The 25,215-nt window shown below is 57.2% G+C and carries 22 protein-coding genes; 2 read left to right on the top strand and 20 right to left on the bottom strand.

Translation table 11 applies throughout. The features are described from left to right. Positions 1 to 35: 35 nt before the first annotated feature. The 13 genes from MJA45_RS09745 to MJA45_RS09685 all read right to left on the bottom strand — a co-directional run bounded on the left by MJA45_RS09745 (position 36) and on the right by MJA45_RS09685 (position 12,505). On the bottom strand, positions 36 to 833 hold the full coding sequence (locus MJA45_RS09745; protein WP_315607068.1) for an IclR family transcriptional regulator: 798 nt from the start codon (positions 831 to 833) through the stop codon (positions 36 to 38). A gap of 188 nt (positions 834 to 1,021) precedes the next feature. Continuing rightward, positions 1,022 to 1,972 carry an aldo/keto reductase gene (locus MJA45_RS09740; protein ID WP_315607067.1) on the bottom strand — a complete coding sequence of 317 codons (951 nt, stop codon included), beginning with the start codon at positions 1,970 to 1,972 and terminating at the stop codon, positions 1,022 to 1,024. A gap of 22 nt (positions 1,973 to 1,994) precedes the next feature. Next, a complete protein-coding gene (locus MJA45_RS09735) occupies positions 1,995 to 2,810 on the bottom strand; it encodes an IclR family transcriptional regulator (protein ID WP_315607066.1) in 816 nt (271 codons plus the stop codon). A gap of 33 nt (positions 2,811 to 2,843) precedes the next feature. After that, complete coding sequence (locus MJA45_RS09730; protein ID WP_315607065.1) at positions 2,844 to 3,602, bottom strand: SDR family NAD(P)-dependent oxidoreductase; 759 nt, start codon at positions 3,600 to 3,602, stop codon at positions 2,844 to 2,846. Positions 3,603 to 3,612: 10 nt separating this feature from the next. Further along, the gene (locus tag MJA45_RS09725; RefSeq protein WP_315607064.1) at positions 3,613 to 4,926 is read right to left on the bottom strand and encodes an aspartate aminotransferase family protein; all 1,314 of its coding nucleotides are present in this window, start codon (positions 4,924 to 4,926) and stop codon (positions 3,613 to 3,615) included. Between the two features lie 13 nt (positions 4,927 to 4,939). After that, the gene (locus MJA45_RS09720; RefSeq protein WP_315607063.1) at positions 4,940 to 6,427 is read right to left on the bottom strand and encodes a M81 family metallopeptidase; all 1,488 of its coding nucleotides are present in this window, start codon (positions 6,425 to 6,427) and stop codon (positions 4,940 to 4,942) included. Then, positions 6,427 to 6,822, bottom strand: a complete 396-nt coding sequence (locus MJA45_RS09715; RefSeq protein ID WP_315607062.1) for a RidA family protein — start codon at positions 6,820 to 6,822, stop codon at positions 6,427 to 6,429. Before MJA45_RS09715 ends, MJA45_RS09720 begins: the two co-directional genes overlap by 1 nt. Before the next feature lie 39 nt (positions 6,823 to 6,861). Beyond that, positions 6,862 to 7,971 (bottom strand): alanine racemase, encoded by a 1,110-nt coding sequence (locus MJA45_RS09710; RefSeq protein ID WP_315607061.1) that lies wholly within the window; start codon positions 7,969 to 7,971, stop codon positions 6,862 to 6,864. 22 nt (positions 7,972 to 7,993) lie between these two features. Continuing rightward, a complete protein-coding gene (locus MJA45_RS09705) occupies positions 7,994 to 8,452 on the bottom strand; it encodes a NanQ anomerase/TabA/YiaL family protein (RefSeq protein WP_315607060.1) in 459 nt (152 codons plus the stop codon). A 28-nt stretch (positions 8,453 to 8,480) separates the two neighbouring features. Next, complete coding sequence (locus tag MJA45_RS09700; protein ID WP_315607059.1) at positions 8,481 to 9,644, bottom strand: N-acetylglucosamine-6-phosphate deacetylase; 1,164 nt, start codon at positions 9,642 to 9,644, stop codon at positions 8,481 to 8,483. A 35-nt stretch (positions 9,645 to 9,679) separates the two neighbouring features. Beyond that, positions 9,680 to 10,555 carry an SMP-30/gluconolactonase/LRE family protein gene (locus MJA45_RS09695; RefSeq protein WP_315607058.1) on the bottom strand — a complete coding sequence of 292 codons (876 nt, stop codon included), beginning with the start codon at positions 10,553 to 10,555 and terminating at the stop codon, positions 9,680 to 9,682. A 205-nt stretch (positions 10,556 to 10,760) separates the two neighbouring features. After that, on the bottom strand, positions 10,761 to 11,792 hold the full coding sequence (locus tag MJA45_RS09690; RefSeq protein ID WP_315607057.1) for an asparaginase: 1,032 nt from the start codon (positions 11,790 to 11,792) through the stop codon (positions 10,761 to 10,763). Continuing rightward, positions 11,789 to 12,505, bottom strand: a complete 717-nt coding sequence (locus tag MJA45_RS09685) for a copper homeostasis protein CutC (protein WP_315607056.1) — start codon at positions 12,503 to 12,505, stop codon at positions 11,789 to 11,791. Before MJA45_RS09685 ends, MJA45_RS09690 begins: the two co-directional genes overlap by 4 nt. A 249-nt stretch (positions 12,506 to 12,754) precedes the next feature. On the opposite strand from MJA45_RS09685, the gene MJA45_RS09680 reads away from it, so the two are divergent. Both MJA45_RS09680 and MJA45_RS09675 read left to right on the top strand, forming a co-directional pair. After that, on the top strand, positions 12,755 to 13,741 hold the full coding sequence (locus MJA45_RS09680) for an aldo/keto reductase (RefSeq protein WP_315607055.1): 987 nt from the start codon (positions 12,755 to 12,757) through the stop codon (positions 13,739 to 13,741). A gap of 295 nt (positions 13,742 to 14,036) precedes the next feature. Continuing rightward, positions 14,037 to 15,236, top strand: a complete 1,200-nt coding sequence (locus MJA45_RS09675) for an MFS transporter (RefSeq protein ID WP_315607054.1) — start codon at positions 14,037 to 14,039, stop codon at positions 15,234 to 15,236. A gap of 261 nt (positions 15,237 to 15,497) precedes the next feature. On the opposite strand, the gene MJA45_RS09670 is transcribed toward MJA45_RS09675, so the two are convergent. The 7 genes from MJA45_RS09670 to MJA45_RS09640 form a co-directional block, all read right to left on the bottom strand. Next, complete coding sequence (locus MJA45_RS09670; RefSeq protein WP_315607053.1) at positions 15,498 to 16,478, bottom strand: DUF6528 family protein; 981 nt, start codon at positions 16,476 to 16,478, stop codon at positions 15,498 to 15,500. A 194-nt stretch (positions 16,479 to 16,672) separates the two neighbouring features. Beyond that, entirely contained in the window at positions 16,673 to 17,743 is a 1,071-nt protein-coding gene (locus tag MJA45_RS09665) for a sialidase family protein (protein WP_315607052.1), read from the bottom strand. Between the two features lie 43 nt (positions 17,744 to 17,786). Further along, a complete protein-coding gene (locus MJA45_RS09660; protein WP_315607051.1) occupies positions 17,787 to 18,956 on the bottom strand; it encodes a sialidase family protein in 1,170 nt (389 codons plus the stop codon). 42 nt (positions 18,957 to 18,998) lie between these two features. Next, positions 18,999 to 19,886 (bottom strand): carbohydrate ABC transporter permease, encoded by an 888-nt coding sequence (locus MJA45_RS09655; protein ID WP_315607050.1) that lies wholly within the window; start codon positions 19,884 to 19,886, stop codon positions 18,999 to 19,001. 10 nt (positions 19,887 to 19,896) lie between these two features. Beyond that, positions 19,897 to 20,844, bottom strand: coding sequence for an ABC transporter permease (locus tag MJA45_RS09650; protein ID WP_315607049.1), 948 nt, complete (start codon positions 20,842 to 20,844; stop codon positions 19,897 to 19,899). A 35-nt stretch (positions 20,845 to 20,879) separates the two neighbouring features. Then, positions 20,880 to 22,493 (bottom strand): DUF3502 domain-containing protein, encoded by a 1,614-nt coding sequence (locus MJA45_RS09645; protein ID WP_315607048.1) that lies wholly within the window; start codon positions 22,491 to 22,493, stop codon positions 20,880 to 20,882. A gap of 195 nt (positions 22,494 to 22,688) precedes the next feature. After that, the gene (locus MJA45_RS09640) at positions 22,689 to 25,028 is read right to left on the bottom strand and encodes a helix-turn-helix domain-containing protein (RefSeq protein WP_315607047.1); all 2,340 of its coding nucleotides are present in this window, start codon (positions 25,026 to 25,028) and stop codon (positions 22,689 to 22,691) included. Positions 25,029 to 25,215 lie beyond the last annotated feature (187 nt).

Raw genomic sequence — 25,215 nt, 5'->3', positions numbered from 1 at the left:
CCTATAAATCCATATCCTTGGGCGAAGGGCCGGCCTTACAGCCCGCTCATATGGCCAAGCCTTCGAGAAAGCTGGGCGGCACTGCTTTTGACCACCAGCCCCATTTCCCGGATCTTTTCTTCCGACAACCCGTAAGCACTTATGCTGATAGCGGCAATGACATCGTCCCATTTGTCCCGGACCGGGGCAGAGATGCAGAAGGCCCCGATGGAGGACTCCTCACGGTCGAATGCGATGCCCTCCTGCCGGATTTGCTCCAGCTCCCGCTTGTATTGCTCCGGAGTCCCGATCGTATGCTTGGTGATTTGCTCGAAAGAGCACTTATCCAGAATGTCGTCGACCCGGTCCTCGGGCAGCCAGGCCGTCAAGCTCTTGCCCAGGGCCGTATTGTAGACCATCCGCCTCTGCCCGACCGCGCCGAACAAGTACTGCCCCCGGTCCGGCTCCACATTCAGAAGATACAGGACGGTGCCTTGGTCCAGAATACCGAGATGGGCCAAACAGCCCGTTTGGCGGACCAGCTCGATCAGCACCTTCCTCCCTTCCGCGGTCAGGTCGGTGGAATTGGTGAACACCGCCCCCAGCTCAAAGGCCGCCGGCCCTATGCTGTAACGGTCGGAGTCCCTTACCTGCGTTACATAGCCGTGGTCCTTCAAGGTCAGCAAAAACCGGTGAACGGCACTTCGGTTCAGGCTCATCATCCGGGCCAATTCGCTAACCCCGAGCGGCCGCTTCTCCCTGACAAAGCATTGGAGAATCGTCAAGGTCCGGTCGACCGATTGAATGCGGTAATAAGGTGCTTCCTCTTCGGCAAGCTGTTGATCGTTTATCACGATAACGCTCCTCTCCTGGCTGCTTCCCGTTCTTTGGTTCATTATATAACCGATTGTAACACATTCTGTGACAATCGTTATGAAAATTTTGGGGTTTCCCACATAAAAAAAGACCGCCTCAAAAGGCGGTCGGAAAGCGAGCCTCAGCTTGCGTACGGAGAATGCGGTAAGGGCAGGCGGTTATCGCTTTATTTACTAGTATTTTTCCAAAGATTCCACAGGGTCGGGACGATAATTGAATCGGGGACGTGGAGGAACTCCCTTTCGATCTCGGCTCTCGTCTGTTCCGACAGGGGCTTTGCATTCAGCAGACCCACATTGCTCCGTACCTGCTCCGGGGTTTCCGCCCCGACCAGCACGCTGGTGATCCCCGGGGTATCCCTCACATAGGCGAAAGCCAGTTCGGCCATCGACATGCCCTCTCTTTCGGCCAGTCGCCGAAGCTTGGCCAGCCACGGGGAGGCCTGTTTGAGATGATCCGGAAGCCTGTCGTCCTCCAGAAAAATCAACCCCTGCAGGTAGGCACTGCGCGCCAGCACCAGCTTGCCGGATTGCCTCAGTTTCTCGAGCGCTCCCGTCCGAATGAGCCGCTGGTCCAGTACATTGAAGGGGATCTGAACCAATTCATACAGATCGTCCTGAAGAAACGGCCAGATGGCCTCGAACTCCTGGTCGACATGATTGGCAAGGGAAACCCCCACCTTGTCCACCAGGCCGGCCTGGACGCATTCCCGCAGCAGACCGGTCACCTCGGCCCCCCGGCTGGCCAGAATCAGGGGCGTATGCAGCAGCATGGCGGGAACACGGGTTACGCCTAGCTTGGCCGCCGAATTCTCTAATGTGTCGTAGATTTGCTGGCGAAGCTCCGGCTTCCCCGGCTCTTCGGACAAGGTCCATTTGGAGATCAGGGAAGGAATTGGCTTGCCGGCAAAATACCGCCCCAGCACTTCCTCGGAGCTTCCATAGCTGGGTGCGGTATCGAAGGAATGGATTCCCCCTTCCACGGCCGCGTCCAGAAGCCGGGTCGCGGTCTCCTGGTCCGGCTGCCGGGTTTGATTGGCGACCCCGTAGGTAAGGCCTAACTGAACCGTCCCCAAGGTGAGGGGAGATAAAAAGCTTCGGGTTTCTGCAGCGCTCATGCCTCGCCGCCTCCTTGTGGTATTAAATCTTGTCGTCCATCTCCCGAGCGTGAAAGGGGGGATGCCCGAGCTTGCGGGATATCCCGTCTGCGGTCAAGCGGATCTGCCGTGCCATATCCCTCAGCTTGTCGAGAGGAAACCGGTGCATGGCCCCGGACATGCTGACCGCTCCCTGTATGCTTCCGTACATGTTGAAGATGGGAGCGGCCAGGCAGCGTGCCCCCTCCACCATTTCCTGGTCGTCCATGGAGTATCCTTGAATCCGGACCTGCTCGAGTTCTTGCATCAGCCGGTCCTTCGTAACAATCGTGTGTTCCGTCAGCGCGGGCAATCCGCGCTCGTGAATCAGCTTCTCGACCGTTTCTTGGGGGAGGTAGGCCGTGATGGCCTTGCCGATGGCCGTTGCATTGAAAGGGGCCCTGGAGCCGACCGTATCGGTCATTCGGAGCGGTTGGGTGCTCTCGATAATCTCAACATACAGCACTTCTCCCTCCATCAGGACACCAAGATTGATCGTGTCCCCATAAAGGTCGGAAAGCTTCTTCATCTCGTTCCAGGCGGCGCTTCTCAAATTGTTCCGTTCGAGAAGATTTCTCGTCAGCATCAGCTGCTTGTAGCCGAGGCAGTATTTCCCGTCCTCGTCGCTCCGGCTGATATAGCCCCGGTTTTCCAAGGTCAGAACGATCCGGTAGGTCGAGGATTTGGGCTGGTCCAGCAGCTCCGCCAGCTCCAGCAGGTTGAGCGACCCCCTGTCGGCCAGCAGCTCGATTAAATCCAGGGCTTTGTCTATCGATTGAATGGTGTAGCGTTCTTGTTTATCGGTTGCTTCTTTGTTCATGGCCGGGCCTCCGTTTGAAACTGTCGTGCGTTATCAGGACAGCTTAATCAGCTGCCCGCCATCGACTACCAGGCAGTGGCCCGTCATATAACGCGAATCGCTCGAAGCCATGAACAGGGCGGCATCGGCGATTTCTTCCGGCTGGCCGGCTCTTCCCATCGGAATCGTTCGCCGGTATTCCCCAAAGGCATCCGGGTTATCGATCAGCGGCTTGGTCAGCCGCGTTTCGATGAACCCGGGGCAGAGGGCATTGACGCGGATGCCGTACGGGGCCAGCTCCAGCGCCATGGACATGGTGAGGAGATTGATCCCCCCCTTGGTCGCGTTATAATGCGCCTGATCCCCTTCCGCCGCCAGGCCGTTTACGCTGGACATGTTAATGATGGAGCCGCCTTTTCCCTGCTTCACCAACAGCTTGGCGGCCGCCTGCCCGGCAAGGAAGGTCCCTTTGAGATTAATCGCCATGTGGCGGTCCCATTCGGATTCTTCCAGCTCCAGGAAGGGAGCGGGCTTGCAGATCCCGGCATTGTTGACCAGCACGTCGACCGTGCCCCAGCGGTCCAGCACGGCGTCGAGCATCCGGCTGACATCAGCCGCATGCTGAACGTCGCCGTCCACCCAGAGAACTTCGCCCCCGTACGTCCCGATTTCTTCCGCCGCCGCCTGAAGAGCGGCCTTGTCGCGGCCCGTGATGGCCACCTTGGCTCCTTCTTGGGCGAACAGTACGGCCGTTGCCTTGCCGATGCCGGTTGACCCGCCGGTAATCCATGCTATGGAGTCCTTCAGTCTCATACCTTCCTCCTTATAAAGCAGCCAGTGCTTTATCCACCGCAGCCAGCGTATCCGAAACTTCCTGTTTCCCGTGAACGGCGGAAACGTACCACAGCCCGTTGGAGCGGACGAGGACCCCCGCCTCGAGCATTTTTCCGGCAAACTCGGAATACTTCGCCGAATCCCGCTTGTTGAAGGACGCGAAATCCTCCACCTTCTTTTCATTGGTGAACATCATGTGGAAGACGGGACCGGCCTGGTTAACGATTCCCGGAATCCCGTGCTTGGCGAGCAGGGCCCGTATTCCTTCGACGATCTCGTTCGCCGTCTGCTCCATCCGGGTATACACCGCGCCCCCGTCCTTGGATAACTCGTCAATCGTAGCCAGAGCGGCCGAAGTCGCGACTCCGTTGCCGTTCAGGGTGCCCAGATGGCTGACCGTTCCCTCCTCGATCAAGTTCAGGATCTCCCGGCGTCCGGCAACTGCACTGATCGCGATGCCGCCTCCCAGGGCTTTGCCGATCGTCACGAGATCCGGCTTCAGGCCAAACTTGCCGTGGGCTCCTCCCAGGCTGAGCCGGAAGCCGGTGATCACCTCATCCAGAATCATGACGATGCCGAGTTCCTCGGTCAGCTCACTCATCCGCTCCAGGTAACCCGGCTTGGGGAGCATGCAGCCGGAGTTGCACATGACCGGCTCGGAGATGACGGCTGCGATCTCGTCCTGATGCTCCCGCAGGGCGGCTTCGAGCCCTTCAGGGTCGTTCCAGGGGAGCAGGATGATATCCTCCAGCGCATTCGGGCTTTGCCCGCCGGTCCCCGGCAGGATTTGCTCCGGCTGGCTGGAAGAGGACGCCCCGGTTTGGCGCATGTCCGAACTCGGAAAAGAAGTGAAGATGGAGTCCGACCAGCCGTGATAGTGGCCGTGAAACCGCACGACCTTCTTCCTGCCCGTGTAAGCCCGCGCGAGCCGCAGGGCCAGCATGACCGCCTCGGTGCCGGATCCGCTCAAGGCTACTTTGTCGGCGCAGGGCAGCACCTCCGTCAGCCGCCGGGCCAGCTCGATTTCGCCTTCGTGTTGCAGCCCGAAGGTAACGCCCCTGGTCATCGCTTGATGGACGTGCTCCGTAAAGCCAGGATGAGCGTGGCCCAGGATCAGCGGCCCGTAAGCAAGCAAATAATCGACGTATTCGTTACCGTCCGCATCATGAATGCGGGGTCCGGCTCCGGATACGGCATAGAGAGGGGCCGGCTTCATGGCGCTTCTTAACGAGCTGGCCACCCCGCCCGCCAGATAGGCTTTGGCGTCGGCTAGAAGCTGCCTGGATGTCTCAAATGATTTCATCGGTCGTCTCCTTTTAGGGACCCATTCGCGGCATGGGCTCTGCATCCAGCGGATACACGGGCCGAACCACGCGGTCATAGTGGAAATGCTTCAGGTTGGCGCTGCAGCAGCCGGGCGAATCGACATTAACGACATGCTTGGCGACCGGGCCGAACGCCGCCTGCCAAGCAATCGCCGATTTGGCTACGATGATCTTGAAATCGGCCGGCTGCAGACCGACGGAAAGAACGTGTCCGGCATCCCATGGAGCCGTCCTCTTCTCCGTCAGGATTAACGTGAGGCTGCCGCATTCGACGACGGCCGTCCTGCCCATGTCGGCCCTTTGCCCGGTCATGTAAGGCCCGACATGCCGGTAGGCTCCGTCAAACATCAGCCGAATCCGCCCCTTAACGGCCACCGGCTCGCCGTGCAGGGAATCGCTTTTGCCGCCGATCCGGCCCTCGAACGTTTCTCCTATGCCCAGACGGAAGGCTTCCTGAACCGCTTCCCGGTCGCAAATGACAGCAAGGGCTTTCTGCCGGACCCCGACAAGCTCGGCCAGCACGTGGGTCGCATCGGCGGGGGCTCCTCCCCCTACATTATCCGAGCCCTCCGCCAGAATGACGGGGCCTTCGGGCTGGGAGAGCGCCTCGGCGACCGCTTCTTTCGGACCGGCGTACGAAACATTGAAGGTTTCCTTCCGCTCGTGTGCCATCCGAATCAACTCTTCGGCGCAAGCGGCCGCGAGCTCCGGCTCGCCGTTGGTCGTGACGACAAACGACATCCCGGCATCCGGCACATCACTGTAAGGAAAGCCTCCCGCCACGGTTACATTCAATACCCGCGGATCGGCTTCCATTTCGAAAGCCCGGTCCATTACTTCTTTCATGCTGCCTTCTTCCGTCATCATCCCCTGCGGGACAACCAGCATCCCCGTGTGGCCGAAGGCCCGGACCGGGTCGATCTCCTTGCGGATGGTCCGGACCAGAAGATCGAACGCCTCTACGGCTCTCTCGTACATATCGATATGCGGGTAGGTGTCATAGCCGACGATCACATCGGCATGCCGGACCATATCGGGGCTTATGTTGCCGTGCAGGTCAAGCGTCATGGCGATGGGAAACCCGTCGCCCAGCCTCGCGCGCAGCCGTTTCAGGCATTCCCCCTCGTAATCGGGATGACGCTCCGAAACCATGGCGCCGTGCATGATGAGCACGAGACCGTCCGCTGCCGGATCGATCGAAGACACGACGGCTTCAAGCAGAGCCTCGCCGGCGGCGGCGTTGACCATCCCGCTCGGCGTGGCGGCCGCATATAGGCCTGGGACGAGCTCGGCACCATGGCCGGCGGCGGCATCAAGGACGCCTCCCATCGAGGTGCGCGTTCCGGCATAGCGGGTGCGGAAGGCGTCCCAGCCCTCCGACCATTCCCCTTGGAACTGCTCCAGCCGGGTCAGGCCGGGAGCGAAGGTGTTCGTTTCGTGCAGAATCCCCGCTACCGAAATCCGAAGCGGACGGTTCATCAGGCTTGCTCCCCCCGGCGGGTCGGCGCGTAGGCAATGGCGTCGATCTCCACCAGGTAGCTTCCGATCGAGCAGCCGATCGACGTCCGGGTAGGGAAAGGACGCTTCATGATGCTTTCATACGCTTTGTTGTAGCCGGGAAAATCTTCCATGTTCGTCACGTAGGCATTGACCTTGATCACATGGTCCAAATCCAGTCCGGCTTCCTTCAGAATCGTCTCGATGTTACGCAGGCACTGGACCGTCTGTTCCTCAATGGTATCCCCGACCACTTCGCGGGTAACCGGATCGACCCCGACCTGCCCGGAGACATAGACGAAATCTCCGGCCCGTAGGGCATGAGAGAAAGGAAGCGGAAATTCAGGGGCCTTGCTGGAATGAATGGGCTGAGACATGGATATCAAGCTCCTTTATGGATCATATAGTAGGGATCGTTACTGAACCTTCCCGCGGGCATCCACCGGGATCATACGCTCCAGGCGTCCGTCGCGGACACCCAGGAGCCGGTCGTGCAGATTGGCGACGGCGCAGCAGTGATTCGGGATGATGCCAACGACATCCCCGATCTTAAGGGTAACGCCTTCCGGTACGGAGAGCACGCCATGCTCCTCGCTCAGCCTCTCCACATACACGTCCGGGAGCTCCGGAAGGAACCCGTAGCCCCGGCGGTGCGGGCTGGTATCGTTCGACAGTGTCTTCGAGCCGGCGTCGACAATGGCGATCCCCGGTCTCGGCGTACTTACGACGGTGGCGAAAATCTTCATCGCGCATTCCTCTTCCCCGATCAGGCCGGGAAAAAGCTGGGAGCCGTCTCCGAAAACATAAGCCCCCGGCCGCATCTCGGTCACGCCGGAGCCTGCGAGCTCCTTGATGAATTTCGAGGTCGGCGTGGAGCCGACGCTGATGTCCGGCACCTCCACCCCTCTTCGGCGGAGAGCCTTCTGGGAGTCGAGCAGGGCTTCGGCCTCGGCCAAGGCGATCTCCAGGCAATCTTCCCGGCGGGACTGGCCGTAGGCATGACCGGCATGGGTCATGAGGGCCGCAAGCCGGATGCCCGGGAGCTTCGCTATCTGGACACCCAGATCGGCCGTTTCTTCGCCGGGTTCTTTGCCGCAGCGGTTCAAGCCGCTGTTAACGTCCAAATAAAGCGGGATCCGCTCGTGCAGGTGCTCCCCGAGCTCCGAGAGCCCATTGGCCGCTTCCAAGCTGTCCACGCTGACGGAAACGCGGATCCGCTTCATCAGCCTGGCGAGACGCTCCAGCTTCAGCCGCCCCACGAGCGGATACGCGATAAGGATATCGCGGACCCCGCCGTCGGCCATCACCTCGGCTTCGCCCAGCTTGGCTACCGTGATGCCGGAGGCCCCGTACCGCAGCTGCTCCCCTGCGACCCACTGGCTCTTGTGCGTCTTCGTGTGCGGCCTCAGCCGGACGCCCGCTTGGGCAGCGAGGTCGGCTGTGGCCCGCAGATTGGCATCCAGCCGGTCCAGATCGATGGCGACGGCCGGGGTTTCTGCCGTGTCCGGCAGAGAATGAAAAGCCATGAGTCCTTCCCCTCCTGTTCGTTTACAGCTTCAGCTTGACAACCAGCTTGCGCAGCGGGGCGCTTGCCCGGGTATATCCCCAAGTCCGGTGAACCTCTCCGGGGACCAGAACGAGAAAATCCCCTTTATACAGATCGATTGACGTCTCCCCGGGTACCTTCTCGAAGAGAAGAGCATCGTTATCCCGTAAATCCTGAAAGACTTCCAATCCTTCGCTGTCGGGGGCATAACCGATCCGTTCCTCGCCCTCGAGGATGAAATGAATATCCGTATAGGCCATATGCACCTCGGCCTTCCCTTCGGAGAGCGGCTTGGTTTCCCCCTCCTGCAGCATGATATACAGCTCATCCCCCCGGATCTCGTTGCGTCCCTGCTTCAGAGCGGATGGATCGCAGGCTTGGAGATAGTCCAAAGCTTCCCTCAGCTTCGGGCTTACGGCTTTTAGATGCGTGTCCAGGTCTTTTAGGTTTCCGAATATCATCGTATCCGTCTCTTCCTCTCTTCTGTGCTTATCGACTAACGGGCTTAACCGAATCCCCGTGAAGAAAAACCTGCTTGACGGCCATGGCCTCATCCACAATCAGCAGGTTGGCGAGCTTGCCTGCCTCAATGCTTCCCATGCGGTCCTCCTGCCGGATCACCCGGGCCGGGTTAAGGGACGCCATGCGGAAGGCCTCCACCATGCCGACGGAAGCGTGGTTCCTCATGTTGCGGACGGCCTGGTCCATCGTCAGCCGGCTTCCGGCCAGCTGCCCCAGATGATTCCAGTTCACGTCGGAAGGGTCTCCATTCTCCACGCCCGCCTCCGGCATGGCGTCGGTAATGATGATGACGCGGTCCGTTCCCTTCGTCTTATGAATCAGCTTCAGCATCAAGGGCCGGACATGAATCCCCTCCGCGTCCGGAATGACCTCCGCGTAAATATCATCATGAACGAGAACCGCTTCGTCGACGCCGACCTCCCGGGTGCCGGCATACCGGGTCGGCGAGGGGGTCGTTCCCGAGGCGTTCGTGCAGTGGCAGCCTATCCGAAGACCCGACGGGACGAACCGGAAGATTTGCTCCGGCGTCGCCTCCGAATGCCCCACCGAGAACGAAATGTCATACGGAGACGCTTCCTTCACGAACTGTTCCTGGCCGTCCAACTCGGGAGCGAGCGTCCATACCTTGATCCGATCGCCGGCCGTCCGCAGGATTTCCCGGTATTCCTCCGGGTCCACAGGCCGGATCGGTGAGGTGACCGCCCCGTATTTCTTGTTAATGTACGGGCCTTCCATATGAATCCCCGCCAAGGCTGAAGAGAACGGCTTGCCGGAATTCATCGCTTCGAGGATCGTCTGCAGACCCTCCCGGACCTGTTCCCTGCTTTCATTGTAGGTGAAGGTCGGCAGGATCGCGGTCGTTCCGCGGTTCAGATGAGCGAGGGCGAACTCATAAGGTTGCTCCCACGACCAGACGCCGCCGCCTCCATGGCAGTGAATGTCAACGAATCCGGGAGCTATATAGTCGCCCTCCGCGTCCCAGATGTCCGCTTCCTCGGGAAGGGGAACCGCTCCCCGTTCCCCGCAGCCGGTTATGTACCCGTCCTTGATGAGAACCACCCCGTCCGGAATCAACCGGTCACGGCCTACAATGGTTCCGTTAACAATGGCTTTGATGCTGTTCTCCGCCATTCGCCTGCCTCCTGTTTCCCGTCTTAGGCTCCAGCCTATCCGCCGAACGGATAAGCGGGAAGTCCGGTTGTTCGTGTCTTCAGCCGGAACAAGCCGCCCGCCAGGGGCTGCTCCTCCCTTTCCTTGTCACTCAGGTCCGCTTTCGCCGATGTGATGTACAGCTCATCCAGGCGATCCCCGCCGAATGTGCAGGAAGTAACGAGGGAAACCGGCAGGGTGATCCTCTCCAGGAGGGTTCCTTCGCGCGGATTCCAACGGGTGACTTGACCGCCTCCCCAATGGGCGATCCAAATCATGCCTTCCGCATCGACGGTCATCCCGTCGGGCAGGTCGTTCCCTTCCGGCAGGGCAACGACCGTCCGCCGGTTGCTCAAGCTCCCTCTGGCCAAATCGTAATCATAAGCCGTGACTTGACGGGCAGCCGAATCGATAAAATACATCACCTTGTTATCGGGGCTCCAGCCCAAGCCGTTCGCTATGCTGACTTGATCGACGGCCTTCCTGACCCGGAGGTCGGTGTCCAGGCAATATAAGCTGCCGGCCCCCTTCTCCCCGCTCATGCTCAAGGTTCCCGCCCAGAACCGTCCGGCAGCGTCACACTTTCCATCATTGAAGCGGTTGCCGGGGAGGTGCTCTTCGGGATCAAGCAGCTTTACCGCTCCCGCCGTATCCTCATAAGTATAAAACCCGTCCTGCATCGCGAGCACAAAGCCGCCGGAGCGCCTGGGCACCGCCGCCCCGATCATTCCGTTAAGCAGAATCTGCTTATGGATACCGGTGCCCGGGTCGAGGGTATAAAGCTTCCGGGATGGAATATCCACCCAATGCAAAACCCTTTTGGAGGCTTCCCAAGTCGGTCCCTCCCCTAGATCGGCCCGGATATCGCCAATCGTTTCCGGTACGCCAGCCATCTTTCCCCTCTACCTCCTTTGGACTATAGGAGTACCATGTTACAGCCGGTTTTATTGAGTGATACCTTCGTTTCATTTTCAATATACCACAATCCTAATTCTGGTTAAAGATGTTTTCGCGAAAATTTCCCCACAACAAAAAGCCTCTATCCCTTTCGGGACTAGAGGCTCATGTGGATGTTCGGCTAATGAACAATATACCCTCTCATTCCGGTGTCAACAGTTGAAACACCGGCCGGTTCTCCCCAACCGCCACATTGTTGTCGTTGCGGATTACGGCAGGAGCAAGCCGGCGCAGGCGATCAATCGTTTCTTGCCGGTCATACCCGATTTGTTCCAGAATCGAAGCGACAATAAGCGGCCATTCTTCCTCGGAGCCGTCAAGCACCTTCAAGGCAAAGCCCAGCCGCTCCCGGCGCAGTCCGAAGCAATAGACCCCTTTGGCGCCGCCCTTGGCGACAATATTGTCATCCATAAGCAGGGTGGAACAGATCAGGTTCGTTCCGGACACCAAGCTATACTGCCGGTTCATGATGGCGGTCAGCTTCTCTATGGCAGACCGGGTCGCTTGATCCTCCACCAAGGCAGGTACGGCAAGCTTCAAATACACCGTGGCCAGCCGGAACAACGGGATAGCGAAGACCGGGCATCCGCAGCCGTCCGTGCCGAGCACGACCTCATCCGCGGGCATCTCGGCAAGCATGGCGAGCGTATCTACGATTTCCCGCTGAAGCGGCCCGTCCGGATCGGCATAGGATTCCATGGCATGTCCGCGGTGCTTGCAGTAGGAAATCATGCCGAGATGCTTGCCGGAGCAATTGTGGTAGATGCGCCTCGGCGGTTCCCCCTTTGCGATAAGAGCGTCGCGCGCCGAAACGGCAAGCGGATAGGTCGGTAAACAGATAAGCTGCTCCTCGGCTATGCCGGTTTTGGCCATCAAGGAGGTAAGGGCCTGGACGTGCATCGGCTCGGCCCGGTGGGAACCGGCCATAACGGCGACTTCATTCTCCGCTAACCCGAACGCTTCCTCCACTCCCGCCTTGATCGCCGGAAGCGCCTGAACCGGCTTGCCGGATGAGCGCAAGTAGGTTAAATAGTCCGTGTCTCCAACCGCGTATTGGATTTTCCCGTTTGCGCCGACACCGCAAATATGGCCCATGTGGACATTTTCCACCGTATGGCCCCGGTATTCCTCGACCAATACGGCGGGTCCTGAGGTAATCTTCTTCTCCGTCATGTAGCAAGTCCTCCCCTTAACTCCATATCTGCAAAAATCTGTTTAATCGCCGCGATCCTCATCGGATCTATGTTCCCGTCCAGCGCACCGCCCTGCCTCACGCCCGTTCCGAAATGGACCTGGCGCACCCCGCTTGAACGAATAAAGGCTTCCAGCGATTCCATCTTCAGGCCGGAACCCGCAAGGATAGCGATATTCCGCTCACGGCCGAGCGCTTCAAGCTTCCGCAGCTTCGGGATGGCATCGAGTGCACTCGGGAGGCCGCCGGACGTGAGAACCGTTGTGACGGATGAGAACCCCTTTAAGGTTTCGAGGGCTTCCTCCTGATGAAGCACCTCATCGAAGGCCCGGTGAAACGTAACCGGTTTGCCGCCGGCCGCATCCAATAATCTTCGGAGCGCCTTCGTGTCAATGCGGTGATCCGCGGTTAAGGCCCCCAGGACAAAAGCATGAATGCCGGTCTCGGCAAGAACACGAATATCCCGTTCCATGACCCGGAGGTCCTGCTCGTCATAGACAAAAGTTCGGCTGTGGGGTCGGATCATCACATTCACGGGAATGCCGTCCGCCGCCTCCAGCGTTTCCAGCACGCAGCCCAGACTTGGGGTCAATCCGCCTTCGGACAAGGCACTGACCAGCTCGATCCGGTCGGCACCGGCCCGCCTAGCGGTCCGGGCTTCATCCGGTGTCATCGCAATCACTTCTAACAGCATGCCAGTTCCCTCCTTGTTGTCAAACTACAACTCTCTCTTGGAAGCTCGGCACCGCATTCCGGGTTCCGACCTCTACCATTTTTTCATCGTAAACAATAGGAGATCTCTTTTCAATGACGCGAAGGTCCCATTCCGTTCGATTCGCCCTCTACTCTTTTGATTCCTCCTTTGCCCGAATGGTATAGTTTATCTAGAGATAAGGGGGATCAGCCAGCCAGGTTTACCAATTCGGGAAGAAGGAGTGAGAGTATGCAGAAACGGAAGCTGGGCAAGCAAGGCTTGGAAGTGTCCTCCTTGGGATTAGGTTGCATGGGAATGTCCGAGTTCTACAGCGGAAGGGACGATAAGGAGTCCCAAGCCACGATTCGCCATGCTTTGGATCAGGGGATTACGTTCTTGGATACGGCGGATATGTATGGGGTCGGCCGGAATGAGCAGCTGGTGGGGCAGGCCATCCAGGACCGCCGCGACGAGGTGATCCTGGCGACGAAGTTCGGCAACGAGCGGGCCGAGGACGGCACGTTTCTCGGAATCAACGGCCGTCCGGAATACGTGAGAAAGGCTTGCGAAGGCAGCCTCCGCCGCTTGGGCGTCGACTATATCGATTTGTACTATCAGCACCGGGTGGATCCCCAGGTTCCGATTGAAGAGACGATCGGCGCCATGGCGGAGCTGGTCCAGGAAGGGAAGGTCCGCTATCTGGGGATGTCCGAGGCCGCTCCCGAGACGCTACGCCGCGCTTTTGCCGTGCACCCGATTACCGCCCTGCAAACGGAGTATTCCCTTTGGAGCCGGGATGTCGAGGACGAGGTTCTCCCTGTATGCCGGGAGCTGGGCATTGGTTTCGTGCCCTACAGCCCGCTTGGCAGAGGGTTCCTGACCGGCCAAATCCAAACGTACGAGGACCTGGCGGAAGACGACTACCGCCGTCATTCCCCCCGCTTCCAAGGGGAGAATTTCCAGAAGAACCTGGAGCTGGTTCAGCGGATTAAAGAAATCGCCCGCGAGAAAGCATGTACCCCTTCCCAATTGGCGCTTGCCTGGCTGCTGGCCCAAGGGGACGACATCGTTCCTATTCCGGGTACGAAACGGATTTCCTACCTGGAGGAGAACATAGGGGCTTTAGCCGTTACCTTGAGCGAAGCGGATCTGGCCCGCATCGAGGAAGCAGCTCCTCAGGGCGCAGCCTCCGGAGACCGCTATCCGGCGGCCGCCATGAAGAGCCTGAACCGGTAGTCCTGCGTACCGAACCTCCGAAAACAGCCCTCCGAAGCTTAGCTTCAGAGGGCTGTTTTCCTGTTATCCATCAAGGGGAGCCGACAGCGGACAGAAGGGAGATGGCGATCTTCAACATCCCTTTGACTTTATCCAATTTTCCCCTTTCGTGTTAAGGTTTCTAGAACTTTTGCCGACGCCTGTTGCCTATTGGCCCGTTAAGCGAAATAATAAGGGAATCTGCTTTCTTTTTGTAAGTGGAACGAATCAGCCGGCAGGCTTTCTGCTTTCTAGATAGAAAGGTGAATGGAACATCATGGAATTAACACATCCTAAGCTTCAAGGAGACGCTGCCCGGGCAGCCTTTCCCCTCTCTTTGCTTTCCCTTACCGTTGGAGCGTTCGCGATCGGGATGACGGAATTCGTCATCATGGGGCTTCTGCCTAACGTGGCCGAGGATCTGAACGTCAGCATTTCTGCAGCGGGGCAGCTCATTACGATGTACGCGCTGGCAGTAGCCGTAGGGGCTCCTCTCCTGACGGTGCTTACCCACAAAATCCCCCAGAAGAAATTGCTTTGTCTCCTGATGGTTTTGTTTATTGGGGGCAACGTTCTCTCCGTCTTTGCCCCAAGCTATGCCGTCCTGATGGCCGCCCGGATGATCACGGCCTTAACCCACGGGACGTTCTTCGGGGTCGGCGCGGTGATTGCCTCCCGCCTCGTCCATCCGGACAAACGGGCCGGAGCCGTCTCCCTGATGATGGCGGGGCTTACCATTGCCAATATCATCGGCGTTCCGATGGGTACTTATATCGGCCAACATATGGGATGGCGGGCCTCGTTCGGTTCGATTGCCCTCATGGGGGCCGTGACCTTGGTCGGCATCCTTCTCTTCATCCCGTCCCTCCAGAAGGAGCAGCCGGTCAGCGTCCTCCGCCAGATTAAGGATATGGTCAACCGTAAGCTCCTGCTGTTTCTGGTGATCGCCGTTCTGGGGAATGCCGGCCTGTTTGCCGTCTTTACCTACATCACCCCGCTGCTCGTGCAGGTGACGGGCTTTGCCGAGTCCAGTGTAACCTGGATCCTCATCCTCTTCGGCTGCGGGGTAACGGCCGGCAATCTCCTCGGCGGGAAGCTGGCGGATTGGAAGCTGATGCCTTCCCTGCTTGGTCTTTATTTGACGATCTGCGTGATCCTGACCGCTTTTACCATTACCGTTCATCATCCCGCTGCCGCCGTCGTGACCATTTTTCTATGGGGAGCCGCTTCCTTCGCCGTCTTCCCGGGGATGCAGGTCCGCATCATGAGCCTGGCCCGGTCGGCACCGGCTTTGGCCTCGACCACTAGTCATTCCGCCGGTAACCTGGGCAATGCTACGGGCGCCTTCATCGGCGGGGCGGTGATCACCCATCTGTCCTTGACTGCTCTGCCGTGGGTCGGTGCCGTTCTTGTGGGACTCGCCTTGGCTCTTGGGATCGGCTGCTATCTCGCAGAACGGAAAAATCCGGTGGAATAAGGTAAGGGATAGAATCAACAAGAAAGAAGCTGCTGCGTTGGCTTGCGAAGGTCGGTATGGGAATATCCCCGTAATAATGTGCCCAAGCTCGTTATTCAACGGAAGCAGCATCGCTCAAAAAGAAAACGGATGGGAGACGCCATGGACTCCAATCCGTTTTCTTTTTGTAGACAGTCTTCTCGTGAACACGAAGGTTCACTTCGTCTTACCAACCAATTGTTGACTTCCTTCAAACGCTTCGTCCCGCGTGTTGGTTATCCCTTATTGATAATCGGAATTCCAGACACGGGCCTTATAGAAGGCGCCGCCGGTTACAGTCCTTAGATCGTTCGGCTGAAAGAAGTCAACCTGATCGGTGGTCCAGGTGTATTTCGTTCCCGCCTTCTGGTTCGTCATCACCACCTGGCCGGACGGCTGGTTGCTGATGCTTTTTACCCAGTGGTGATTGATATCGCTAGCGCCTTCATAGTTTTCCAGCCAGACGTCCTCTGATTTGCTGTACTGGTATACCTTGGTATTGGACGTGACCCACAGCTTGTCGGTATCTCCGTACACGGCAAACAGATCATGTCCCCAGTTGGTCGGCAGGCGCTTCCGGTGAATTTCTTCCAGAATCGGGGCCTCCGGGGTTCCCTTGACTTTCAGCTCCACCAAATAATAGTCTCCGACCGCCCAGAGCACTTCCCTCTCCGGATCCCATAACACGCCATGAGCGCCTGGGAGCGTAAACTGGGTGTAAGTAGAAGAATCAGGTCCTTGTGATGCGGTATATAGTCGTACCCAGCCGCCCGCGCTCGCCGCTACGGCGACATTTCCATCAGGCAGCAGCTCGGCGGCATGCGGGTTTCCGCCAACGATCACGCCCCATGTCCGGCTGTTGCCTGACGGGTAGGGGACGACGGCCGCAAGACCGCGGGAATCCGTCACCAGCATGTATTTCCCGCCTGTCCGGCCTTCCCTCAGCTTGACGTCGGACGGCAGCCCCCATCCCTTCGTGAGTCCCTCAAATCCGTTAGACTCCGACGGGGCCCACGACCATTTAAGGGCGTTTTTGTCATCCCAACTGCTTTTCTCCGGGTCATAGACGCGAATTTCTTCCGAGCCCTGATCGGTAACCGCCACCCAGTAATCCTTATGCAGCCCCGGACTGGCATAGGAAGAAGGGTTGAAAACAAGCAGAAGCAAGACAGCGGCAACCGAAACCAGCAAACGGGCTTTCCACTTACTCTTGAACAGATTCAAATTCAGTACCTCCTAAAAAGGATTTTGGTCATTCCTTACTTGGACATAGGGTACGGACCATCCCATTGGGGAGCAAAATCCCTCCATCATTTTGGAATCGTAGGCATCATTTTCCAAGTATCGCCTAAACCAAGTGTAGGATGGTTACAAAACTTCTGTCAATCCTAAAGCCTTAATAATTCTGAATTTTGGCCCTACTCCTCCCTGCAAATCGTTCCGGCAATGTACCGGTAGCCTGATTCGCCGTAATAGTAATAGGTGACCAGAATGCTATCGTCCGGAAGCTGCACCGCACTGGTATACCCGATGTCGGTGCCGAGCCCGTCTTCCCGCAGTATGGTCTCCTCCACGTCTTCGAAACCGCATTCGGCATCCAGCAGGAAAGCTCGGACCCCGTAGGGCTCCAGCCGGTAGCCATAGGAAACGAGCACCCGGCCGCTTCGCAGACGAAGGGCGTGAAAGGGGCTCGGGGAATAAAAGGGACGTTCCGTCAGCCCGCTCCAGCTCTTTCCACCATCCACGGATTCCGCCGTCAGGAGCGGACAGGCCGTCTCGGCGGACCCTCCCTTCCGCTTGGGGGCCGTCCGGATGAAGGCTACCAATTTACCCGACGGTGCCAAATAAAGGTTAGGTTCCTGAAGCTTGTAGTCCTCGTGCTCCAGAACGGCCGACAGCGTCCAGGTGAGCCCCCGTTCCGTTGTTCGGACGATGGTCATCTTATCCCCGAACTCGTTTCCTCCATAGGTGGCCAAGACAAGGGAGCCGTCCCCAAGCTCCGCGGCATTGCCCCTGACGGCGGCGGCGCCGGCCGTGATCCGGACCGGGGCGTCCCAGCTTGCTCCGTTGTCGGCGGAACGAATGGAGTACAAGCCTTCCAGCCGGCCGACCCATTGGTCTTCCATGACATGATCCGCCGGTCCTATACTCCCCCCATCCTCCTTGGCCATCACCTTCCAGGTAAAGAACGTAGCAAACAGCGTGCCTTCCTTCAGCACATTCAGACACGGATCCTGAATGCCGTACAGGAAATCGTCATGCAGCAGGGCAGCGGTTGTTTCCCAAGAGGTCCCGCCGTCCGAGGATCTGACATGAACCGCTTTGGAGGCCGGATCGATATGCATGGTCTTGCCGATTAAACGCTGCAGGTCCCGGCCTTGGCGAAAGCCCACCATCAGCGTTCCATCCGAAAGCGAGACCGCGTTAGGAAAAGTATTGTACTGCCCGTCTTGGTAAATCACCAAGTCTTTGATTTTCCGAAGCTTCATCCTCGTTTCCTCCTCAGAGCCCGACACCGGTGTCCTCTCCGGTTCAGGTAATGGTGATTTTTCTCGCCAGTATGGTTTTGCAGGGTACGCCGTCCGCACGCGGGTACTGGAAGTCCGAATACACCAACAGCGCCTGGTTATCGTTCAAGGCAATCAGGCCCGCATAAGCGCAGGTGTCCTGATTGATCCCCTCCTGCGGTCCGGAGAGCATGACGGTTTCCCGGCCGCTCCAGACCCGGCATTCCGGATCCTGCGAATAACGCAGGAACAAGCCGGGCCGGCCGTACACCGCCAAGGTGATGCCGCTTTCCGGCAGGTGGAGAAGATTCGGCCACACCCCAAGGGAATCGAATACGGCCGGCCGGCTCCACGTCTTCCCGTTATCCAGCGACCGGCTTTCGTACAGCGGGCCAATGCCGTGGCCGTCCGTCGTGCGAAATAACGCATATAGCGAACCGTCCGGCAGAAAACAGACATCCGGCTCCGTAAATCCGTCCCTAAGCAGGCTCTTCTCATCCGCTTGCGGGTCCGGCTCATAGGCAATGGTGCTTCGGTACTCCCAGGTCCGCCCTTCGTCGGTCGAACGAAAGAATAGACAATGGAAGTGAACCGGTGCCTGATCCGCGGTCCTGGCATGCTGGTAGTGGATCCCCCAAATCGAGCCGTCCGGCGCCTCTCTCATCCGCCAGAAGGCGGAATGGGGAAGGTGGCCGGACTGCCTCATTTTCAAGGCGTCCGGAATCTCGATGAAAGCCTGCTCCTCCTTCCACTCCGTTTCTCCCCGTTTTTGCCTCTTAAAATAGAACACCTGATGGGCCTTCGGCAAATCCTTCACCCTGTAGTAGGCTTGGAGGGGACCGTAGGAGGACCGGTTCTCCGACACCGGTTCTCCTTGAATGGCACTGGACGGTATCTCCTCACTCTTCTTAAGATAAGGGGCCAGCCGATCCCCGCCGGCAAGCTGGAGACCTATGTCCATAGGAGGGGTTTCCTGCCAGGTTACCCCTCCATCCCCAGAGACGGCATACCCTTTGGGCAGCCCGTAGGCGAGAATGGAATCCGCCTCCTTATGGAATTCGACGCACAGCCGGCCGTCCGGCAGTCTGTGCAGAACAGGGAACTGCCAAGGTCCCCAAGCCCGAACGGTTTCCGGAGCCTGCGAAACGACTACGGGTTCGCCAAGTTCCACTCTTCCTTTCATCCTATGGTTCACCGTCATTCCCCCTTAGGTCGGATGCTGGTTCTTCTCCCGGGGTTAGCCCTTGAGCGAACCTACCATGACACCTTTGACGAAATATTTCTGAAGAAACGGGTAAACGAGAATAATGGGCAAGGTAGCGGCTATGATCGTCGCCGCTTTGATAGTTTGGCTGGTCACCTGGGATGTAATCTGGATGTACGTTCCGGTATTCGTCGGATCGATCCGGTCCTGCTGCAGAATTTTCTGAACGAGCAGCTGGAGTACATAGTCATGCTTATCCCGCAAATAAATCATGGCATCGAACCAGGCATTCCAATGGCTGACGGCCGACCATAAGGCAATCACGGCAACAATAGGCATCGATAGCGGCAGCAGAATGCGGTACGCCACCTGCAGCGGGTTAGCCCCGTCCACGATGGCGGATTCCTCCAGCTCCTTCGGAAACGTCATCAGAAAATTGCGGGCCAGGATAATGTACCAGGCATTGGCGAGAGACGGCAGAATCAGCGACCACTTGGAACCGATCAAGCCAAGCGACTTCATGTTCAGGTAAGAGGGGATCAAGCCACCCTGGAAAAACATCGTCAGCAGGATGTACAGGGTTATCGTATTACGCAGGGGCAGCTTCCTCTGGGAGAGGGCGAACGCCGCGCCAAGCGTGACCAGCACCGTCAAGCCGGCCCCCACCACGGTCCGAAAAACGGTGTTGGCATAAGCGTAGGAGATGATGTCGGACCGGAATACCTGCCGGTAGGAATCCAGGTTGAAGCCGTGCGCCCAGAAACGCAGGCCGAGCCGGTCCACATAAGCCGGTGCGGTCAACGACAGCATCAGCAGATCCCAGAAGGGGTAGAGGAACAAGAGGGAAAGCCCGATCATAAAGGTATAATTGCCTATATCAAAAAGCTTGTCTGCGAGCCGTCTATGGTTCTGAGCATTCAATCCGTTCACCTCACCATAATCCGTATTCGTTAAACCGTTTGATGATCCAATTGGCGGACAGCACCAGCACCAGGCCCACCACATTCTTGACAAGCCCGACGGCTGTAGAGAACCCGTACTTCGTCTCCAGCAAGCCTACGCGGTACACATACGTGTCAATGACATCGGCCACATGATAAACGGCCGGGTTGTACAGGTTGAAGATTTGATCGAAGCCGGCATTCAGAATCCCGCCGACGCTCAAGATAAAGAGAATCGTCATGATCGGAACGAGCGAGGGAATCGTGATGTAGCGCATTTGCTGAATACGGGTGGCGCCGTCGATTCGGGCCGATTCATACTGGTCCGGGTTGATACCGGCCATGCCGGCCAAATAGACGACGCTTCCCCATCCGACGCTTTGCCATACGTGGCTCGCGATCAGCACCCCGACAAAGTAATGGGAGTCCGCGAGGAAATAAACCGGCTTCCCTCCCAACAGGGTAATGAGGTAGTTAACGGCCCCGCGGGATGGGGAGAGCACCTCGATCAGGACACCCGAGAGGATGACCCAGGACATGAAATGGGGCAAGTAGGAAATGGTTTGCATGGCTATTTTGAACCGTTTGTGAACGAGCTCGTTGAACAGCAGCGCGAGAACAATCGGCGCCGGGAATCCGAACAGAATATGAAGGGAGCTGATCACTACCGTATTCCTCAGAATGCGCCAGAAGAACGGATCCGTGAAGAAGCGCTCAAAATGCTCGAAGCCGACCCAGGGGCTTCCCATAATCCCCAAAGCGAATTTGTAATCCTTGAAGGCGAGAATGACGCCGTACATGGGGACATAATGAAAGAGGAAGAACCCGATTAAAGCGGGCGCCGCCATTAAATAATAGTAGCCGTATTTCCCATTCGGACGAGCCAGACGCTTTCTTCTGGCAGCTGCAGTTGAAGCACCGACAGCGGTACCGCTCACCAGCTATCCCTCCTGTCCTTTATGATGGCCAGCTCTTATTTTTTGTTGACGGCGTCATACTGCTTCTGGTATTCGTCGATAATCGCCTGTCCTCCGACCTCGAGGAATTTCTTCTTGAACGCGTCCCATTCCTTGTCGATATCGAGCTTTCCGGTCATCGCGTTCGTTTCGAACTCCCGGACGAGCGTATTGACCGCCGCTCCGCTTTTGGCCGCCGCTTTGTTGGTGGAGGTCGTGACGAAATTGACCGTGTTGTAGACGACCGGGCTGTTCATGGCGATGTCGTAGGCCGGCATATCGACTTTATAGATGATATTCTTCTTCTGGTATTCCCACGTGTCAGGGCGAAGGGCAAAATACTGGTTCGACCCCTCCGCTACCGTTTTATCCACGTTCTGGTATTCCGGCGTTACCTGGATAATCCCCTCGGGCGTCCGGGTATACCCTTTTCCCTCTTCTCCATAAAACACGCGGGTCCAGAATTCATCATCCGCGGCAAAATAATCCTTGATGGCCATGATCCGCTGGATTTTCTCGTCGCTTGTGTCTTTTCCGAAGCCGAAGCCGAACTGCATTCCGGGAAAAGGGATGTTTCCGGTCGCCTTCTGCCCGTCCGGTCCCGCAAACGGCTTGAAAAACTCCACCTTGGCATTCGGGTTATTGTCCGTCAGCATTTTCGTTAAATTGCCCACCGTATTCGAGGCATACCACCACGGATGGTCGGCCAGCACGCCAATTTTGCCGGTGCTCCATTTGACCCGCTGCTGCGGACGCTGGTCGGTGATCGATTCCGGATCGATCAGCCCTTCCTTATACCAGCTTTGAAGAACCTTTAAGTAGGCCTTGTAGTTATCGGTGGTAGCGGTTGCAGAAACTTTGCCGCTCTTGTCTGCATAGTAGTTCACATCCGGTGCGCCGATGCCGAAAGCACCCTTCAGGTACAGCTGCAAGCCGTGGCCGCCGTACGTGTCGTTCTTGCCGTTCTTGTCGGGATCGTTATAAGTAAAACGTTTCAGCACTTCATGATACTCTTCCATCGTCTCCGGCATCTTGGAAATTCCCACGTTATCCAGCCAGTCCTTGCGGATGGCCATGACCCAAGGCTGCAGCTGGGCATAGTTGAAGAAAGGCACACTGTACAGCTTGCCGTCATAGTACATGGAGCTTTTTACAATTTTGGGGTCGACCATGCCCTCCAGAGCTTTCATCCAATTCGGCATGTATTTACGGAGCGTTTCCTCGGGGATTTCCTTGAAGACGCCCTGGTCCATGATCGCACTCATTCCCGCCAAGGTTCCGTTCAGACGGATAAAATCCGCGGTTTTCCCGTCGGCAAAATAGAGATTTACCTGTTCCTGATTAAAAATATCGATGGGAACCGGCTTGATGGTGACGTTGAATTTCTCCTCAATAAGCTTCTGCATGGGGGTTTCCCCATAGATTTTGCCGATGGCGTTGTGTCCCATCCAGGTGATCTCGAGATGCTTCTTATAGGGGTTCGAAGGATCGACTTGTGGATCCGAACCGGCGTCTTGGCTCTCCGGGTCCTTGCTTTTGACGCAAGCGGACAACAGCAGACTTACCGCCATAACCGAAGTCGTCAGGACGGTTAGGCTTTTACCCTTAGGCTTCCATTTCGTATCCAACATACGCATTCCCCCATTGTAGTATCTTGCAACGGCAAAAGCGTATGGGAAGATTGCTCTTCCCCTGCCCGCTTACGTCGCTGTCTTAATGGTAGCCCCGCCTCCGGGGCTCGCCAATGAGGAAATGCCTACGTAAGGGAGCGATTTGATGACATAGGTAAAAAAAAGTCCATCCCCGTAAAGATAAGAGTATCGCGGCTATCCCCGATTCTTGCGGTACTCGCTTGGAGTGAAGCCCGTCATCGCCTTAAACAGCTTGATAAACGAATTGACCTGCGAATACCCGAGTCTGCTGCTGATCTCCTGAACCAGCAGGTCCGTCTCCAGCAGAAGCTTCTGGCTATGGCGGATCCGTTCCTTATTCAAGTAATCGGTAAAGGTTATTCCACTGTGCTCTTTGAAGATTCGGCTCAAATAGGCCGGGTTAAGATTGAGGCGTTCCGCCACCATGGTCAGGGAGGCTTCCCCGCATTCCGTTTCCAAGATTTGTTTAGCCCTCCCCACGTGCTTGTTGTTCTTCTGTTCGAAGGCGTCCTCAATCCGGGACGTCATCGCCCGGATCAGCCCCTCGAACCATTCGAGCATGGACTTCCATTCGGTCTTCTTTAGGAAGACGGCGATGACGGGCTCGCGGTCAGGCAGCAGCTCCTTCCCGTCTATGCTCAGCTCCCGGGCCGTCTCCATTAACCGGACAAGCAGAATCAGGAAGATTTGCTGCACCTCCGTGAAGGAGGCATGGGCTGGGTCGGCGCATACCTCTTGGGCGAAATCACGGAAAATACGGGTGGCTTGATTCTCGTCGCCATTCTTAATGCTGAGGATAAGCGAGATTTCCTTTTCTTTCGGATAAGGGGCGGGTGTTGCGGATTCCATCCGGATATCCCCGATATAAACCACGCTTCCCCCGGCAAACTTGCGGTAATTCAAGGCTTCCTTGGCTTCTCGGAAGGCACGCGGCAGATCCCGGACGCTTTCACAATAGCCTCCGATTCCGACTGTTCCCTCCAGGCCATGGGCACTCAAGAGCCCCTCCCGAATCCGTTCCGCCGCAGCGAAGACTACCGCCCTTTCGCTTTCCTCCGCGTTCATCAGCACCACGATCCCCCCATCCGCCAGCTCCACCAGCAGGGGATTCCGGGAAGATCCGGTGGCAGCGGCCATCGTTTCCATAACGGACAGATGCTCCAGTTCCCTGCTCTCGATATCCGGGGCCGCCTTTAATTCCCTCCAGTCCAGGGAGACCAGAAGAAGATAGAGGCTCTCCGGCTCCAGGGAAAGGCCGAAGAATGCCATTTTTTCGTGGGCTTCCTCTATTCCGCAGCCAGGGCTCCTAAGCAGCGAGCGGACAAATTTCTCCTGGTAAGCCGGGAAGCTCTCCTTCAGCTTCAGCTGCAGCTTGTTCCTCGCCTCGAAGGCGTCGGCCAGGCTTTGGCCGATCAGCTGAAACTCTCCCTTCGACCGGCTTGCCAAATCTCCGGTATTAATTAGCTGAAGCAAGCGGAGAATGGGCTTGTACATGCTCCTGCTGCTAAGGAAGGTAAGAACGGCGGAACCAAGAAGGAGCAGAAGGGTAACGGTCAAGAAGAGCCTTTGGACACGGACCGAGCTTTGGTACATTTTGTTTAGATCGGCAATGCCCGCGATATTCCAGCCCAAGCCTTCAGAGGATTTCCAGGTGATGAGCCATCCCTCCCGATCGAGTTTGTGAAGGGTTCGGGACTCGGTTGTCGGATCGGAGGTCACGGCTTGTTCGGTGATGGCCTGGGAGACATTGTCTATAGCTTCGGCCGATTGGGCGTCGTAAAGGAGGGGAGACCCGTTCTGGGAGAAGGCGGCGATGGAGAGATTGCTCTCCCCGAGCCGGCCTACGATATTCCGGTAGATGGCTTCCGTATTCAAATTAATAATGACGCAGTAGCTTTTGGAGAAGGGGCGAAAAATAACGGGGACCACCCGCAGGGTACTCCCATCCGGCTGAACGGATTCTCTCACCTCTTCAATCATCGGATAGCTAAGGGTATTCTCTTCCAAGCCCTTGTCCCAGCCCTGATCGTAGAAGCCGGCAAGGGGATACTGCCGGTAGCCGGATGTGAAGACCAGTCCCTTGTCGTAATTGACGTAATAGACCGATTGGATGTATTTGTTCGAGGTTCGCAGCTTATCGAGGTTTTCCAGCAAGGCGGCCTTGCTGTTGATATAGTTAAGGAGAGCCGGCATATCGTCCGATTTGTACTTGTCGTCAAATTCGTTGTAATAATTGTTCAAGGAATAGAGCTCGAATTCGGCGAAGATCCGGTTCGTCATAAAGAGTGCAAAGCCGTCATTGATCTGCTTGACCACCATCTCGAGGGATTGGACGATTTGGTTCACATACCGGTCGTTGGCCTTTTCGATCTCCTGGCGCATGGAGCTTTGAACATTGTGGTAGAAGAAGAGGCTCATCACGATGATAGGCACCAGACAGATCAACATCGTAAAGGTGACCATTTTGAAATAGTAATGCTTATGGCGGACGATGGACCAGAGCCGATTGACCAAGGAACCCACTCCTTTCCAAGAATGCCAAAAAAGATCCTTCTTCCTTCTTCTTTCGCTCTGGCCGCCGCTAAACCCTCCTTCACCGGCAAGAAGATGCGTGCCTCGGGGCATGCTCCATACAAAAAGACCTGCCAACCGGCAGGTCTTGCTTTCTGAATGGTGAATGGTCCAACCTATGATGTTGTTT

The sequence above is a fragment of the Paenibacillus aurantius genome, from assembly GCF_032268605.1.
GTDB lineage: Bacteria > Bacillota > Bacilli > Paenibacillales > NBRC-103111 > Paenibacillus_AO > Paenibacillus_AO aurantius.
The sequence above is the reverse complement of the archived record's forward strand: the minus strand, read 5'-3'. Positions and strand labels throughout refer to the sequence as shown.